At 73.2% G+C, this 15911-nt stretch carries 12 protein-coding genes and 1 tRNA gene; 4 read left to right on the top strand and 9 right to left on the bottom strand.

Translation table 11 applies throughout. From position 1 onward, the window contains the following. Window positions 1–101: 101 nt before the first annotated feature. The 3 genes from PUR71_RS33715 to PUR71_RS33725 all read right to left on the bottom strand — a co-directional run bounded on the left by PUR71_RS33715 (window position 102) and on the right by PUR71_RS33725 (window position 3273). On the bottom strand, window positions 102–2660 hold the full coding sequence (locus tag PUR71_RS33715) for an ATP-dependent Clp protease ATP-binding subunit (RefSeq protein ID WP_329931206.1): 2559 nt from the start codon (window positions 2658–2660) through the stop codon (window positions 102–104). Window positions 2661–2745: 85 nt separating this feature from the next. Continuing rightward, the gene (locus tag PUR71_RS33720) at window positions 2746–3231 is read right to left on the bottom strand and encodes a VIT1/CCC1 transporter family protein (RefSeq protein ID WP_329931021.1); all 486 of its coding nucleotides are present in this window, start codon (window positions 3229–3231) and stop codon (window positions 2746–2748) included. Continuing rightward, window positions 3202–3273 (bottom strand) — tRNA-Val (locus PUR71_RS33725). Before PUR71_RS33725 ends, PUR71_RS33720 begins: the two co-directional genes overlap by 30 nt. Before the next feature lie 169 nt (window positions 3274–3442). Here PUR71_RS33725 and PUR71_RS33730 point away from each other — a divergent pair. Then, the gene (locus tag PUR71_RS33730) at window positions 3443–4792 is read left to right on the top strand and encodes a hypothetical protein (RefSeq protein WP_329931022.1); all 1350 of its coding nucleotides are present in this window, start codon (window positions 3443–3445) and stop codon (window positions 4790–4792) included. Between the two features lie 112 nt (window positions 4793–4904). Next, window positions 4905–5123 carry an FmdB family zinc ribbon protein gene (locus tag PUR71_RS33735; protein WP_329931023.1) on the top strand — a complete coding sequence of 73 codons (219 nt, stop codon included), beginning with the start codon at window positions 4905–4907 and terminating at the stop codon, window positions 5121–5123. Window positions 5124–5133: 10 nt separating this feature from the next. On the opposite strand, the gene PUR71_RS33740 is transcribed toward PUR71_RS33735, so the two are convergent. The 3 genes from PUR71_RS33740 to PUR71_RS33750 all read right to left on the bottom strand — a co-directional run bounded on the left by PUR71_RS33740 (window position 5134) and on the right by PUR71_RS33750 (window position 9801). Further along, a complete protein-coding gene (locus PUR71_RS33740) occupies window positions 5134–5955 on the bottom strand; it encodes an HAD family hydrolase (RefSeq protein WP_329931207.1) in 822 nt (273 codons plus the stop codon). A gap of 59 nt (window positions 5956–6014) precedes the next feature. Then, window positions 6015–8504: a phosphoribosyltransferase gene (locus tag PUR71_RS33745; protein ID WP_329931024.1), complete on the bottom strand. Its 2490-nt coding sequence runs from the start codon at window positions 8502–8504 to the stop codon at window positions 6015–6017. Between the two features lie 103 nt (window positions 8505–8607). After that, complete coding sequence (locus tag PUR71_RS33750) at window positions 8608–9801, bottom strand: HpcH/HpaI aldolase/citrate lyase family protein (RefSeq protein ID WP_329931025.1); 1194 nt, start codon at window positions 9799–9801, stop codon at window positions 8608–8610. A 421-nt stretch (window positions 9802–10222) separates the two neighbouring features. Between PUR71_RS33750 and PUR71_RS33755 the strand changes: the two genes are divergently transcribed. Beyond that, a complete protein-coding gene (locus PUR71_RS33755) occupies window positions 10223–11398 on the top strand; it encodes a TerD family protein (protein WP_329931026.1) in 1176 nt (391 codons plus the stop codon). Window positions 11399–11533: 135 nt separating this feature from the next. On the opposite strand, the gene PUR71_RS33760 is transcribed toward PUR71_RS33755, so the two are convergent. Next, entirely contained in the window at window positions 11534–12274 is a 741-nt protein-coding gene (locus tag PUR71_RS33760; protein WP_443077675.1) for a TerD family protein, read from the bottom strand. A gap of 377 nt (window positions 12275–12651) precedes the next feature. Here PUR71_RS33760 and PUR71_RS33765 point away from each other — a divergent pair, with 377 nt between their 5' ends. Then, window positions 12652–13866, top strand: a complete 1215-nt coding sequence (locus PUR71_RS33765) for a DUF2637 domain-containing protein (RefSeq protein ID WP_329931028.1) — start codon at window positions 12652–12654, stop codon at window positions 13864–13866. Window positions 13867–14005: 139 nt separating this feature from the next. On the opposite strand, the gene PUR71_RS33770 is transcribed toward PUR71_RS33765, so the two are convergent. Further along, window positions 14006–15100, bottom strand: a complete 1095-nt coding sequence (locus PUR71_RS33770; protein ID WP_329931029.1) for a DUF475 domain-containing protein — start codon at window positions 15098–15100, stop codon at window positions 14006–14008. A gap of 206 nt (window positions 15101–15306) precedes the next feature. Beyond that, on the bottom strand, window positions 15307–15885 hold the full coding sequence (locus PUR71_RS33775) for a TerD family protein (RefSeq protein WP_329931030.1): 579 nt from the start codon (window positions 15883–15885) through the stop codon (window positions 15307–15309). Window positions 15886–15911: the final 26 nt, after the last annotated feature.

Consider the following 15911-nt stretch of genomic DNA (forward strand, 5'->3'; position numbering starts at 1 on the left):
ACCCGCGCCCCGCCCGCGCGCGTCCTCCACCAGTGGCGTTCGGGCGTACTCCCCCGGGAGTACGCCCCTGGGGACCACGCTCGGCCCCCGGCCGCCGGGGCTCACCCCGACGCCGCCCTCGATTCCTCGGCCTCGGCCGCCGCCGACGGCTGCGGCTGCGGCTGCGGCTGCGCCAACGTGACCACCAGACCGCCCTCCCCCACGTCCGCGATCAGCGTGTCCCCCTCCCGCACCGTGCCGTCCAACAGCAGGTTCGACACCCGGTTGTCCAGCTCCGACTGGATCGTCCGGCGCAACGGCCGGGCCCCGAACTCCGGCTGGTAACCCCGGTTGACCAGGAACTCCTTGGCCGCCTCGGTCACCTCCAGCCGCACGCCCTGCGCCTTCAGCCGACGCCGGCTGCGCTCCAGCAGCAGGTCGACGACGGACAGCAGGTCCTTGCGGGTGAGCGCGTGGAAGACGATGACCTCGTCGATCCGGTTGAGGAACTCGGGCCGGAAGTGCTGGCGCAGGTCCCGCATGAGGTCGTCGCGCAGCGCCTGATCGGGAGCTCCGCCCCGGGCGTCGACGTCGCCCGCGCGTTCCAGGATCCGTTGCGAGCCGATGTTGCTCGTCATGATCACCACGGTGTTGCGGAAGTCGACCGTACGCCCCTGGGAGTCGGTCAGCCGCCCGTCGTCCAGCACCTGGAGCAGCAGGTTGAAGACGTCCGGGTGCGCCTTCTCCACCTCGTCGAACAGCAGCACGCTGTACGGCTTGCGCCGCACCGCCTCGGTGAGCTGCCCGGCCTCCTCGTAGCCGACGTACCCGGGAGGCGAGCCGACCAGCCGGGAGACGGTGTGCTTCTCCTGGAACTCGCTCATGTCGAAGCGGACCATCCGGTCCGGGTCGCCGAACAGCAGCGCCGCCAGCACCTTCGCCAGCTCCGTCTTGCCGACGCCGGTCGGCCCGAGGAAGAGGAAGGAGCCGGTCGGCCGCTCCGGATCGCCCATCCCGGCCCGGCCGCGCCGCACCGCCTGGGACACCGCGGTGACCGCCTCGTCCTGGCCGATCACCTTCTCGTGCAGGTGCTCCTCCAGCTTGAGCAGCCGCTCCTTCTCGGTCGCGTTCAGCTCCGCCACCGGGATGCCGGTCCGGGAGGAGAGCACCTGCGCGATGTCGTCCGCGGTGACCTCGACGACCTCCTCGCGGGACTCGGCGATCGCCGCCAGCTCGTCCTCGGTCTGCCGCAGCTCGGTCTTGAGGTTGGCGGCCCGCACGAACTCCTCGTCCGCGACGGCCTCCTCCAGCTCCCGCTTGAGCTTGGTGATCCGGTCCTGGACCGACGTCGCCGCGGTCGAGCCGGACAGGCTGCGCAGCCGCACGCGCGCGCCCGCCTGGTCCAGCAGGTCGATCGCCTTGTCGGGCAGGAAGCGGTCGCTGACGTACCGGTCCGAGAGCGTCGCCGCCGCGTCCAACGCACCGTCGCTGAACCGCACCTGGTGGTGCGCCTCGTACGCGTCGCGCAGCCCGCGGAGGATCTCCACCGTCTCCTCGACGCTCGGCTCGGGCACCAACACCGGCTGGAAGCGACGCTCCAGCGCGGCGTCCTTCTCCACGTGCTTGCGGTACTCGTCCAGGGTCGTCGCCCCGACCACGCTCAACTCGCCGCGCGCGAGGGCCGGTTTGAGGATGTTGCCGGCGTCCATCGACCCCTCGCCGCCACCGCCCGCGCCGACCACGGTGTGCAGCTCGTCCAGGAACAGGATCACGCTCTTCTCGGCCGCCGTGACCTCGTCGATCACGTTCTTCAGCCGCTCCTCGAACTCACCCCGGTACTTCGAGCCCGCCACCAGCCCGGTCAGGTCCAGGGCGACCACGCGCTTGTCCTTGAGGCTCTGCGGCACGTCCCCGGAAACGATCCGCTGCGCCAGCCCCTCCACGATCGCCGTCTTGCCGACGCCCGGCTCGCCGATCAGCACCGGGTTGTTCTTGGTACGGCGGGAGAGGATCTCGACGGTCTGCTCGATCTCCTCGGCCCGCCCGACCACCGGGTCCAGCCGGCCCGAGCGGGCCTCCTCGGTGAGGTCCCGGCCGTACTCGTCGAGCGTCGGCGTCTCGCTCGGGTGCGCGCCCGTACTGTTGCGCTGCCCGCCGACGCCCCGCTCCCCAAGCACCGTCTTCAGCGCCTCCTGCGAGGGCGCCGCGTTGCGCAGCGCCGCCCCCGCGCCGGAGCGCTCCTGGTCCAGCAGCGCGCCGAGGATGTGCTCCGGACCGATGTACGACGCCCCCGCCGCCTGCGAACGGGCGTGCGCCGCGAGCAGCACGCGCTTGGCCGAGGGCGTGAGCGCCGGCTGCCCGTCCACCGCCGGCACGGGCTCCGACGGCAGGGCCTGCTCCAGCTCCGCGGACAGCTCCTCCGGATCGATGCCCGCCCGCTCCAGCATCCGGCGCGACGGCTCCACCCGGGTGGCCGCCCAGGCCAGGTGCGCGGTGTCGAGGTCGCTGCTCCCGTCCTCCGCCGCGCGGTGCGCCGCCAACGCCAGCAGCTCCTGCGACGACTCGCTCAGCAACCGGCCGATCGGCACCCGCTGGACGGCGGGCGGGGAGGCCATCGGACTCATCCCGAAGAACCGGCTGAGCAGGTCGGAGAACGGATCGCTGGATCCGAACGGGGGCATGGTCACGACGGCTCACCTCTCCCAAGCGGTTTGCTGCCACAGAAACACAGGCCGTGGCGACCCGCCTCCGGAAGCCCGGCCGCGCTCACCCGGTGAAGCGGTCCGGCCCTCGCCGGCAGCACCGCGCGCCGCCGGCCCGCCCCACCCCGCCGAGCCGGGCGCTCGTCCACCCGGACAGCGCCGGCACCGCCTGCCACGGATCGGTCAGCACTTCCGGGTCGATGCCGAGCTCGGTCGGCACCGCCGCCACCTCACGGGCGAGCCCGTCCCCCAGCCCGCTCCCCCGGTAGGGGTCCGTCGGCCCGTCGGCCTCCCCCTCCGGTTCCTCCGTCAACTCCTGCTGCCCCTTCGCCAACACGGCCCGCTCGGTGTCCCGTTGGGTACTGACCGACACGTACTCCCCGGCCGCCATCGACGTCGCCCCCACGAGCAGCCCCGCCCACCCCCAACGGGCAAAAATGAGCCCCTCCCCCACGGTGCCCCACAACACCGAAGGGCCGGCCCAGGAGAGACTCCTGAACCGGCCCTTCGAAACACCATGTGGGCGCGGACGGTTTCGAACCGCCGACATCTGCTTTGTAAGAGCAGCGCTCTACCACTGAGCTACGCGCCCCCCGCCGCGGCCCGGTGGGGGCACGACGACTGCCTAGGGTACCTGGTCGTCGGGGGTGGTGTGGTGCAGGTGGGTGGGGAGTGGGGTGAGTGGGGGGTGACGACGGGGTGGGGTGATCGGGGACAATGGCGGGCGGATCAGCGGTCGGAGCAGGGAGCGCGCAGTGTCGGTGGGACGGCGTCGGGCGGGGAGCGTGCTGGCCGAGGCGCTGGTGCTGCCGGTGGTGCTGGCAGGTGCGCTGGGCGCGGTCGGGCTGGCGTCGGCCGGCGGTGGCGGCGGTTGGTGGGGGCGGCGCAGCGGGGACGGCGTGCGGGCGGACGCCCGGGCGGCGCGGGACGCGGCGCAGGAGGCGTTCTACGAGCTGGACTCGACGCAGCGCGAGGTGCAGTTGGCGGTGGAGACGGTCCGGGCCGCCGGGAACGCCGCGACCTCGCAGCGTACGCAGGCGGACTTCGACGCGATCTCCGGCCGGGTGAACCAGGTCACCGTGAACTACCTGGGCGCGCTGGACGCGTACGACCTGGACGACGAGGCGTTGGACGCCGGCGCCGCGGCCCAGGCGCGGCGCGTCCTGGAGGACGTGCGAGGGCAGCTGGGCTCCGCGCGGGCCGAGCTGAACGACTTCCTGCAGCGCCTCCAGCCGGTGCTCCAGCACGCCGAGCAGCAGCTGATGCGGGTCACCCCGGCGGTCGAGCAGGCGAAGCGCGCGCTGCTCGCGGCGAGCAACGCGCTGGACGCCGCGCGCGGCGCGGGCCTGCGGGCGGACGACTTGGCGGCCCGGCTGGCCGAGCTGGCGCCGGAGCTGGGCCGGCTGAACGAGGGCGCCGCCCGGCACGGCGTGGCGGCGACGTTGCAGCGGGCGGAGGTCGTCGCCCGGCAGGCGGGGGCGATCGCGGCCGACGCCGCGCAGCTGCCCGAGCGCGCACGGGACATCGACCGCCGGCTGTCGAGTCTGCGCACCCGCGTCCAGGCGCTGGAGACCAAGGCCGAGACGGTCGCGCCCGCGCTGAGCGAGCTGCGCCGCCGGTTCAGCACGGCCTGCTGGCAGGACCTTCAGCGGGTGCCGGAGCAGGTGGCGGAGGCCGGCCGGTCGGCGGAGGGGAAGCTGACGGAGGCGGCGCGGGCGCGCGACGAGCAGCGCTGGGCGGACGCGACCGGCGCTATCGGTACGGTTCGCGCCCTGCTGGACACCGCGGACGGGTCGGTCGCCGCGGTGAACGACCGGCTGCGGCAGCTGAACGAGGTGCAGCACGACCCCAGCCGGGAGGTCGAGCGGGCCCGCTTCGCCGTCCGGGACGCGCAGCGGCTCGCGATGGTCGGCCGCCAGGCGCCGGACCCGCGGCACGCCGCGCCGCTGGACGAGGCGGTCGCGCGGATCGACCGGGCGCTCGCGACGCTGGAGGCGGGCGGGCGCCACCCTGACTACTGGCTCTTCCTGACCGAGCTGGCGGCGGCCCGGGACACCGCGGCCCGGGTCATCGGGCTCATCCGCGGCGACCTCGGGTCCCACCACCGCTGAAGATCCCGCCGCCGAAGATCCGATCGCCGAAGATCTCGCCGCCGAAGATCCCACCGCCGACGAACCCACCGCCGAGCCACCCGGCCCGGCCGTCCGTCGGTACCCTGCCGGTATGCCACGCTACGACTTCCGCTGCCGCTCCTGCGGCGCCACGTTCGAACTTCGCCGCACGATGGCGCAGGCCAACGATCCCGCCGTCTGCCCGCAGGGCCACGAGGACACCGTGAAGCTGCTGTCCACCGTCGCCGTCACGGGCGCCGCCGGCAGCAGCGCGCCGCAGTCCGCCCCCTCCGGCGGGGGCGGCTGCTGTGGCGGGGGCTGCTGCGGCTGAGGGCACCGCACTACCGGGAGCGCACCCCCGCCAGGAACCGACGGACGATCTCCTCCCCCGCCGCCACCCCCCTCTCCGCCAGGGCGGTGACGCCGGGGGCCGTCCAGCCGCGGTCGGCGAGTTCGCCGTGCCCGGGGCGCCAGGCGGCGTCGGCGGCGAGCAGCAGGTCGGCGTCGAGGAGGGAGTCCCCGGCGGCGAGGACGGTGCCCGCGCCGGTGCGCCGGACCACCTCCGCCAGGGCGGCGCTCTTCGTCAGCCCGGCCGGGACGGCGTACACCTTGCGGCCCTGGAGCGAGACGGTCCAGCCGCGTTCGGCGCACCAGCCGGCCAGGTCGTCGAGCCAGCCCGCCGGCACCCCCGCCCGCTCGACGACGCAGTAGACGAACGACCCGTCGGCGACGCGCCGCCGGTGGATCCACTCCTGGCCGGCGCCCAGGGCCAGGCGGTCGACGACCTCGGCGAGCGGTGCCGAGGCGGCGGTGACCCGCGCGGTGATCTCCGCCCGCCAGTCGCCGTCCGGCACTCCGCCGACGAGGAGTTGCCCGCCGTTGGCGCAGATCGCGTACGCGGGGACCCAACCCGGCTCCGGGCCCGGCAGGTTGATCCGCTCGTACTGCTCGACGGTGCGGGTGGTCGCCGGGACGAACCAGGCCTCCCGGGCGAGTTCGGCGAGCAGCGCCGCGGCCCGCTCGGTGACGAACGAGTGCGCCCTGCCCTCGTACACCTCGACCGACAGCAGCCGCGGGGCGTGCCGGTCGGGGGCGGTCAGGGCGAGCGCCTGGTTCGAGTAGACGAGCGTGCGGTCGAGGTCGCTGACCACCAGCGGACACAGCGGAGGCGGCGTCGGCGGCGCAGGCGGCGCAGACAGCCGGGTGGGGAACCGCGAGTGCATCAGAACTTCTCCTCAACAGCCTTGCCGGAAGCGCCTGTTGCTCCCCGACTGAACCGCGGGTGGATGAGGCCGACGCACGTGTACGGCAGGTCGTCGACCTCCTCCACCGGTACCCCGCGCTGTGCGGCGAGCAGCCGCACGTGGTCGAGGTCGGCGCCGGCGCCGCGCCGGGCGAGCACCCGCCAGGGGACACGGCGCAGCAGGACCCGCGTGGTCTCGCCGACGCCGGGCTTGACGAGGTTCACGCTGCCGATGCCGTACTCGTCGGCGATCCGCTCGACGGCGGCCCAGCCGGCCCAGTCGGGCGTGCGGTCGGGGTCGGCGGCGAGCCGGCCGGCGGCGAGCGCGACGCCGTCCCGGACGGCCGCGAAGTGGCCGGCCACGGTGTCGAGGAAGGCGGCGGAGACGTCCCCGTCGGCCAGCTCGGTGTAGTGCTTGGCGCCGTGGAAGTCGTCCGGACCGATCAGGTCCTCGCGCAGCACGGTGCGCGAAACCAGTCCGGACACGGTGGAGTTGAGGCAGGCGGAGGGGATCAGGAAGTCGTCCCGGGTGCCGTAGGTGCGCACGCAGCGGCCGGGGTCGGCCAGCACGGCGAGGCCGGGGTCGAAGGGGGTGCCGGTCAGGGCGGCGGCGAGTTCGCGGGTGATCGCGCCCTTGCCCGTCCAGCCGTCGACGAACACGACGTCGGGGGCGTGGTGGTGGGTGGCGAGGTAGCGCAGGGCGACGGGGTCGAGGCCACGGCCGCGGACGATCGAGACCGCGTAGTGCGGCACGTCGAGGCCGTGTGCGAAGGCGAGCCAGCGGCGCACCAGGATGCCGACGGGCGTCCCGGCCCGCGCCAGCGACGCGAGGACCAGGCCCCGGCCGCGCTCGCGCAGCAGCGTCTCGGCGACGGTGCCGACGGCGACGGCCATGCGGCGGGCGGAGGCGCGCAGTGCCTGGTGGTAGAGCTCCTGGTACGCGGGGCTCGGCCGGTACTCGACCGGCAGCGACTCGGCGTAATGGGCGCCGCCGTGCTGGACGGCCTCCTCGCGCTCCTCGGTGGGGGCTTCGAGTGGGACGCCGGAGAGGTCCTTGAGCAGCCAGGCGACCTCGTCGGGGCGGTAGGAGGAGAACCCCGGCCCCCTCAAGGGCCGTGGCAGCGGACGCGACGGCTGCACGGGAGCCTCCGGTCGGTACGAGGGCAGCACCGCGAGCACCACCCGGTCGGTGACCTGCCGCAGCTGCGTGAGCAGCGCGCGCTCGCCCTCGGCCAGCGTCGCCGTGTCGGCGACGTCGTCGACGACCAGTACGACGGCGCCGAAGCGACGGTCGGGGTCCGTGCCCGGAGCGACGTTGTAGGCATAGCGCTCGCGCGAGGCGTCGTCCTGCGGGTCGTCGTGGGCGGGGAAGGCGAGGCGGGTGCGGATGGCGTAGCCGGGGTCGTCGACGGCGAGGACGGGCGAGCGGGTCGTCGTCGAGAACCTCACACGCTCCCCGCCCAACCGGGCCCCACTCAGCCGACCCGCACCCAAGTGGGCACCGCCCAGCCGCTCGGCGAGCGCACCGGCCAGCCGCAGCGGCGCGTACATCAACTCCTCGAAGCCCAACACCAGTATTCGGTCCGGGAGTTCGTCGCCGAGCGCGTCGGCCAGCTGCCCGGCCAGGCGGGGCAGGGCGGCGTCGAGGCGGGCGCGGTCCGCGGGGGTGAAGCCGTGCCGCCCGCCGTCCGGGAGGGCGGCCGGCCAGTCGAGGACGACGCGGACGAGCGGGGCGGGCGCGGCGGCGGGCGGGAGTTCGGGGGCCGGACCGGCCTCGGCGATCAGGCGGCCGGCCCGGTCGAGGATGTCGGCGGGCAGCCGGACGGCACCGGCGGCGGCGGCCACCAGGTCCAGGCGGACGCCGAGTTCGGCGGCGAAGCCGGCGAGGCGGTGGCGGTCGGCCTCGGTGCGCAGGTCGACCAGGGCGACGAGGACGTAGTGGGAGCGCGGGTGGTGCGCGTGGAGTTCGCGGATGGTGTTGAGGACGGTCGTGCCGGTCGAGAGCTCGTCGTCGACGAGCACCAACGGACCGTCACCGCACAGGAGTCGGGGGTCTGCCGGAAGCAGCAGGTGCGCGGTCGCGTGCGAGTGCTCCTCCGCGAAGCCGCCGAGCGGCCGCACACCCGGCACGGGGCGCCGGGTGGAGTGGAGGTAGGGCACGTCGAGGGCGTCGGCGACGCTCTGGCCGAGCGCCGTCGCGGTCTCCGCGTACCCGAGGACGACGGCGCGGGCGGCCTCGGAGCCGAGCAGTTCGCGGACCTGCACGCCGAGGTCGAGCCCGGCGCCGTGGACGACCGAGGGGCACTGCGGCACGTGCTTGCCGAGCACGGTGGAGACGAGCAGATGGGCGCGTTTGCGGTTCTCGCGGAGGGCGAGGCCGACGAGGTCGGTGAGGCGGTCGGAGCCGACCAGGTCGACGCCGGCCCGCTCGGCGACCCAGCGCCCGGTCCACGTCTGCCGCGCCGTCACTGCCACCGCCCCGGCCACCGCCCCTGGCCCTGTCCCTGTCCCTGCCACTACAGTCCCGCTTCCATTGATCCGACGGTCCGTTCTTCGCAAACTCGCAGGCCGCTCACCCGTCCAAGGTGCTCACCAGCAGCTCCGCGAAGCCCACGTCCTCCCGCGCCACGCCGAACACCTCGGCACGCAGCAGCACCCGCTCCGCCCAGGCCCGATGCGGCCGGGCCTCGTTCATCTTGTTGGTGTACGCAGAACGCAGCACCCCGCCGCCTCCGCGCTCCTGCCGGAGGACGTCCTGGGCGTCGCAGTACTCCTCGTGCGTGACGACGGAGAGCGCGTGCACCGCGGGCACGTGACTGGGGTGGATGCAGGTCTTGCCCAACAGGCCGTTGGCACGGTCGAGTTGGATCTCGCGGATCAGCCCGTCCAGGTCGTGCTCGATGATCCGCCGCCGGACCCCCTCGCCCGTGCCGAACCCGTGTCCGGGGCCGGACGCGAACGGCGTGCGCCGCAGCTGCGGCCGGAACATCCGCTCCTGGTGCGGGAAGTACTCCCAGACCGGTCCCGTGACGGTGTGCCCGGTGCCGTCCGCCCGCCCGAGGACGTTGACGACGTCGCCGATCACCCCGGCCACCAGCGCGACGTCGTACGCGGTGAGGTCGGGCGAGCGCCGCAGGCCGTACGCGGAGCAGAGGTCGGTGACACCGAGGCGCACGGCGAGCACGCGGTCGCGGTGCTCGGCGAGCAGCCGGGCGATGCCGAACAACTGGGTGCGCCGGGTCTCCAGGTGGGCCAGTTCGGGCGACTCCAGGACGGGCATCGCGAACAGTCGTCGCCCGCAGGCGCGCTCGGCCTCGGCGAGCGCGGCCAGGTACGCGCCGCCGGCGTGCTCGGTGAACTTGGGCAGGACGAAGCCGCTGAGCAGTCCGACGGCGGGGCCGAGCCGTCGAGTGAGATCGACGATCTGGGAGGGGGCGCGAACTCTGATGAAGAGAAGGGGGTGAGATTGTGTGCAGTCCGTGAAATCCATGACCAGGTCGCCCAACTGCTCGACGAGGTTGCGCTCCCCCGCGTCCACCTCGTGGTCGGCGATCGCGTCCTCCAGGCAGAGGACCATCGAGACGACGCCCCGAGCAGCCTGTTTGCGGATGTCGGCGGCCAGGGCGGGCCGCGTCGCGGGGCTGTAGAGGGTGCCGCCGAGGGCGGTGGCGAGCAGGGCCGGGTCGCCGTCGGGGGAGAACGGCCGGGGCGGTTCGAGGAAGAGCCGGCCGCGTACGTCGTCGGCGAGGTGGCCGAAATGGCGCAAGGTGCTCTCCTCAGGGGTTTCGACGCCCGCCGGCACGTTTCCGGGGTGCGAAGCGGCGCGCGGCGGCGCGGGACGACACGAGAGTTAACCGGTCCGCCCGTCGCGGTGGTTCCCGATCGTCCGTCCGTACAGCGCCCGCACCGTCCCGTCCGGGGCGCCCGGTGCGCCCGGAGTGCCCGGCACCAGCCCGGCACCAGCCCGGCCGGCGGACGCACCGCGCGCCGGAGGCGACTTCCGGCCGAGGACGACCGGTCCCGCACCCCGTTCCGCACGGCTACCGGAAGGCTACCGTCCACTTGACCCGATCCAGGTCGCGCCGGGGAACGGAGCGCCAAACGCAAGGCTTGGCAAAATCCGGTGCGATCCCGGCAGCTCCGGTCACGTTGTCCGAAGGGGTGGCGAACGGGCAGGATGGTCGGCTATGACGCACGTGATGGCCAAGGGCGCCAACATCGCACTGCCGGCGGCGGCGGTCCGCGCCGTGCTGCGCTGGAGCGCCACGCCCGGTGCGCCGGACGTGGACGCGTCCGCGCTGCTGCTCGGCGCCGACGGCAGGGTCCGTTCGGACGCCGACTTCGTCTTCTACAACCAGCCGCGGCACCCCTCCGGCCTGGTGCGCCACCTGCCCAAGCAGCGGACCCCGGACGGCACCGAGATCACGGACACCGTCGAGGTCGAACTGGCCAAGCTGACGGCCGACGTCGACCGGGTGGTGCTGGCGGGCTCCTCCGAGGGCGGCGCCTTCGGCGCGGTGCCCGGGCTGCGCGTCCTGCTCTTCGACGCCTCGACCGGCGAGAGCGCGCCCCCGATCGCCGAGTTCGCGATCACCGACGCCGACACCGTCACCGCGCTGGTCGCGGGCGAGCTGTACCGGCGCTCGGGCACCTGGAAGTTCCGGGCGGTCGGCCAGGGCTACAGCGCCGGGCTGATCGGGCTGGCGACGGACTTCGGCATCACCGTCGAGGACGAGGCCGAGCAGGCGGCCCAGCAGGCCGCCGCCGCACCGGCCGCCGCACCGACGCCCGCCGTCGATCCGCGCAGCACCCCGCTGCCGACGTCCCACCCGGCGGCCGCCCGCCCCGAGCCCGGCACCTTCACGCTGGCCCCCGCCGTCCCGGCACCCGCCGGCGCGGCGACCCCGCCCCCGCCCACCGCGGCACCGACGGCCGGCACCGCCACACCGCCGCCGCCGGCGAACCCGCCCACGATGACCCCGCCGTCCGGCTCGCCGGCGCCGAACACACCCCCGCCGATGCCACCCACGCACCCCGCCCCGCAGCCCGGCACCGGGTACGGCTACCCGCCGCCCCCACAGCCCGGCACGGGCTACGGCTACCCGCCGCCGCCCGGACACGCCTCGCAGCAGCAGCCCGCCCAGGGCTACGGCTACCCGCCGCCGCAGCCCGGCACGGGATACGGCTACCCGCCGCAGACCCCCCCGGTCCCTCACCAGCAGCACCCCGGCGGCTACGGCTACCCGTCCCAGGCCCAGCCACCCCAGCCGCCGACCGCGCCGACCGCGCCGACCACGCAGAACCAGCCCGCGGCCGAGGAGTTCGCGCTGCCCCCGCAGGGCCCGCAGTTCCAGCCCCGCTGAGAACCCCGCTGAGAACCCCACTGAGCGGAGCCCGCCCGGCGCCCTGCCGAGCAGAGCCCTGCCGAGCGGAGCCCCGCCCCCCGGAGCCCCGCCGAGCGTGCACAGCACCCCGGCGGGGCCGGTCGCGTCACCCCGTCACTCCCCCTGGTTCTTGTACCCGCGCTGCCACTGCATCCCGAATCCGTACAGCCGGTCGATGTCCGCCTGGAACCCGTTGACGTACCGCACCTCGCGACGCACCGTCAGCTGGTTGTCCCCCGCGTTCTCGATCAGCACCACCGCACAGGACCGCGCCGCCCGGGCCCGCTCCTCCAGCTTGATCTCGATCCGCGGTCCGGTCTGCGGCACGATCGTCACCACCGCGTGCGACTGCTCGAAGGCCGGGGTGCCGTCGTAGATGTAGACGAAGATGAGCAGCCGTTTGAACTTGTCCTTCTTCTCCAGGTTCACGTACATCGTCTCGCCCGACGGCGCCCCGTACTGGTCGTCGCCGCTGAGCTTGATGTACGGAGGGTCGCGCAGGTCGCCGAAGAGGTTGCCGAGCGGCTGCACCACGCCGCGGGTGCCGTCGGTGAGTTCGTACATGCACGCCAGGTCGAGGTCGACGTTGACCTGTTCGTTCGTCTGGGACGGCGGCTCCACCGGGCTGAAGATGCGCGGGCTGAAGAAGCGCTTGAGCGTCTCGCGCCCGCTGGGCCGACCGGCACTGGAGCGCATGGTCCAGTGCAGGTTGACGTAGAGGTAGCCGGTGGTGGCCGCGGCGCCGGTGATCGCGTGCTGCGGGACCGACTTGGTGAGGGTGACCTTGTGCTGGCCGCCCGGGTCGTCGAAGGTGTGGCTCCGGTCGCCGCGCAGGTACTCCCAGATCGAGACCATCCAGTCCTCCCCCTGCTCCCGCCAGGCGATCTGACGGTCCGCCGCTCCATGATCGGGCATCGGCCCGGCCGTTCGGTACCCCGGCCTCTTCTCCCCTACCCGATCCGGCCGTCCCGTGTTCACCGAAGTGCGCGGAAGGCCCGATTGGCGGGAGGAAGCCGCCCTCCCGTAACATGCCGCCCCTTCGGACGCGATATCGTCTAGCCGCACAGGTGTCCCGTCCGCCCCTGCGCGGGCGCGGTGGGCACACCGTGCGGCGACGAACGGTACGGACGGTCCGTCAGGACCGTCAGCCACGAGCGGACCTGACTGTTCGTGTCACTCCCCTCGCTCGCCCGTGAAACTGTCCCCTGCGGAAACCCGAGGCCCGACCCGCAATGAACCTGACCTCCATACAGCTGGTCTGGACCGTCGTCGGCGGCGCAGCCCTGCTGTTCGTCGCCGTCCTCATGGCGACGCTGCGATTCAAGAACGCGAAGAAGGACGAGTCCGGCGACTCCTGGGAGCGCAGCGAGGAGCGGCGCCGCCGCAAGGAGATGATCTACGGGATCTCCTCGTACACGCTGCTGTTCTGCTGCGCCGGCGTCGCGGCCGCGCTGTCCTTCCACGGCCTGGTGGGCTTCGGCAAGGAGAACCTGGGCCTGTCGAACGGCTGGGAGTACCTCGTCCCGTTCGGCCTGGACGGCGCCGCGATGTTCTGCTCGGTGCTCGCCGTCCGCGAGGCCAGCCACGGTGACGCGGCGCTCGGCTCGCGCCTGCTGGTCTGGGTCTTCGCGATCGCCTCGGCCTGGTTCAACTGGGTGCACGCGCCGCGCGGCCTCGGTCACGCCGGCGCCCCGCAGTTCTTCTCCGGCATGTCGATCTCGGCGGCCATCCTGTTCGACCGGGCGCTGAAGCAGACCCGCAAGGCCGCGCTGCGCGAGCAGGGCCTGGTGCCGCGCCCGCTGCCGCAGATCCGGATCGTGCGCTGGCTGCGCGCCCCGCGCGAGACGTACGCGGCGTGGTCGCTGATGCTGCTGGAGAACGTCCGCAGCCTGGACGAGGCGGTCGAGGAGGTGCGCGAGGAGCGCCAGGCGAAGCAGGACGCCAAGGTGCGCGCCCGCACCGCCGACCGCCGCGAGCGGGCCGAGCTGAAGGCGCTCTCCCGGCGCCAGGGCGGCGTGCTGTCGCGGACCCGCGGCGGCCGCAACCTGCCCGCGCTCACGGCGGCCGGCGACGGCCCGACCGCTACGGAGCCTGCCCTAGTCGCCGGGTCCGACACCGCCTCCCCCGCCTCGACGGGCTCCCTGTTCGAGCCCGCCTCGCGCAGCGCACTGGACTCCGCCCGCACCCCGCGCGCCGCCGTCGGCTCGTCGTCGTACTCGTCCTCGTCGTCGTACTCGTCGCCGACGACCTACTCGTCGTCGACCGGCACCTCGACCTACTCCTCCTCCGCCCTGAGCACGTCCTCCTCGTCGTCCGCCCTCGACTCGTCGGACTCCGCCCGCCGCAGCTCGGCGATCGACCTCACGGCCGACGACGACACGCTGTCGATGCCGAAGCTGGACTCCCTGGAGCGCAAGCTGCGCGCCATCGAGCAGCAGCTGGGCTGAGCCCCGGGCACACCGGAGCCCCAGGCACGACACGGCCCCGGACGCACCACAGCCCCGGGCGCACCACGCGAAACGGCCGCCTCCCCGGAATCCCCGGGAGGCGGCCGTTTCGCGTGTGACGGGCGGAGCGGGCGGCGAACTACTTGTCGGCGCCGACCAGTTCCTTCTCCTCGTCCGCGTCCTCGCGCCGGTTGCGCAGGATCGACGAGCCGAGCGCGAGGCCGATGAAGGCGACGCCGATCAGGCCGGTGACGATCTCCGGGATGTGGAACTTGATGCCGACCAGCAGGATCCCGGCGAGCGCGCCGATCGCGTAGTGCGCGCCGTGCTCCAGGTAGACGTAGTCGTCCAGGGTGCCCTTGCGGACCAGGAAGACGGTCAGCGAGCGGATGTACATCGCGCCGATGCCGAGGCCCAGCGTGATCATGAAGATGTCGTTGGAGATGGCGAACGCGCCGACCACGCCGTCGAAGGAGAACGAGGCGTCCAGGACCTCCAGGTAGAGGAAGAGGAAGAACGCCGCCTTGCCGGCCACCTGGACCAGCGACTTCCCGGCCTTCTCGTCCTCCTCCTCGCGCTCGGCCTCGGCCTCCAGGCCCGACTCGAAGATCGACGAGAGCCCGCCGACCACGAGGTAGGTGATCAGGCCGAGGACACCGGCGAGCAGGACGGTCTCGGCGTGATCACCCGCGAAGAAGCGGGCCGAGAGCACCAGCGCGACGAGCGCGACGACAGAGGACAGGGCGTCCAGCTTGCCGACCTTCTCCAGCGGACGCTCGATCCAGGACAGCCAGTTGTGCTCCTTCTCCTCGAACACGAAGTCCAGGAAGATCATGAGCAGGAAGACGCCGCCGAAGGCCGCGATCGCCGGGTTGGCCGCCTGCAGGTACTGGCCGTAGGTGAGGCCGTCGTGGGTCTTGTCGGAGTGCAGCGCGAGGTCGACGACCGTCGCGGGGTTGAGCTTCGCGGTGAGACCCACGACCAGCAGCGGGAAGATCAGGCGCATGCCGAAGACGGCGATCAGGACGCCGACGGTCAGGAAGATCTTCTGCCAGTACGGGTTCATCCGCTTCAACACGGTGGCGTTGACCACCGCGTTGTCGAACGACAGGGAGATCTCCAGGATCGAGAGGATCAGCACGATGCCGAACCCCTCGGCCCCCCAGAAGAGACCGGCCGCGGCGAGGCCGACGGCGGTGATCGCGAACGACCAGCCGAAAGTGCGGAGGAACACGGGACTTGGTTACCTTTCGGGATGCTTCGGGCGTGCCCAGGTGCGGCCTCGTCCCGAGACGCCCCGGCCGGGCGCCGCCCGGTCAGGTCACCTCCGCACTGCCCTCTGTCTTCTTGACTGTCTCGACGCCTTCACGACGTTGTTCACGACGCTGTTCACGGCCGTGGACGGGATGCGCTTGGTCCGCCTTCCGCTGCCTTTGACCCCTACTGGACGTTGACGCCGAAATCGAGGGCGATGCCGCGCAGACCGGAGGCGTAACCCTGGCCCACCGCGCGGAACTTCCACTCGCCCGCGTACCGGTACAGCTCACCGAAGATCATCGCGGTCTCGCTGGACGCGTCCTCGGAGAGGTCGTAGCGGGCGATCTCCCGGCCGTCCACGGAGTCGACGACCCGGATGAACGCGTTGCGCACCTGGCCGAAGTTCTGCAGCCGCGCCTCGGCCTCGTAGATCGAGACCGCGAACACGACCTTGTCGGCCTGGGCGGGGACCAGCTCCAGGTTGACGAGGACCACCTCGTCGTCGCCGGAGTCGTCGCCGCCGACGAGGTTGTCGCCCTGGTGCTCGACGGAACCCTCCGGGCTGCTGAGGTTGTTGTAGAAGACGAAGTACTCGTCCCCCAGCACCCGGCCCCCGCCGCAGATCAGTGCGCTCGCGTCGAGGTCGAACGGTGCGCCGGTGGTGGAGCGGGCGGACCAGCCGAGTCCGATCTGCACCTGCGTCAGATTGGGCGCGGCCTTGCTGAGCGAGACGTTCCCGCCCTTGGCGAGCGTGACGACCATGACTGTTCTTCCTCCCTTGCCTTCTC

Source organism: Streptomyces sp. SP17BM10 (assembly GCF_036322405.1).
In the GTDB taxonomy this organism is placed as follows: Bacteria; Actinomycetota; Actinomycetes; order Streptomycetales; family Streptomycetaceae; genus Kitasatospora.

Excerpts from the sequence above, each read along its gene's own strand:
- PUR71_RS33760 (WP_443077675.1), bottom strand. The coding sequence starts at position 12,274 with ATGGTCTCGATCTGGGAGTACCTGCGCGGCGACCGGAGCCACACCTTC.
- PUR71_RS33765 (WP_329931028.1), top strand. The coding sequence starts at position 12,652 with ATGAACCTGACCTCCATACAGCTGGTCTGGACCGTCGTCGGCGGCGCA.
- PUR71_RS33715 (WP_329931206.1), bottom strand. The coding sequence starts at position 2,660 with ATGCCCCCGTTCGGATCCAGCGATCCGTTCTCCGACCTGCTCAGCCGG.
- PUR71_RS33775 (WP_329931030.1), bottom strand. The coding sequence starts at position 15,885 with ATGGTCGTCACGCTCGCCAAGGGCGGGAACGTCTCGCTCAGCAAGGCC.
- PUR71_RS33720 (WP_329931021.1), bottom strand. The coding sequence starts at position 3,231 with ATGTCGGCGGTTCGAAACCGTCCGCGCCCACATGGTGTTTCGAAGGGC.
- PUR71_RS33735 (WP_329931023.1), top strand. The coding sequence starts at position 4,905 with ATGCCACGCTACGACTTCCGCTGCCGCTCCTGCGGCGCCACGTTCGAA.
- PUR71_RS33755 (WP_329931026.1), top strand. The coding sequence starts at position 10,223 with ATGACGCACGTGATGGCCAAGGGCGCCAACATCGCACTGCCGGCGGCG.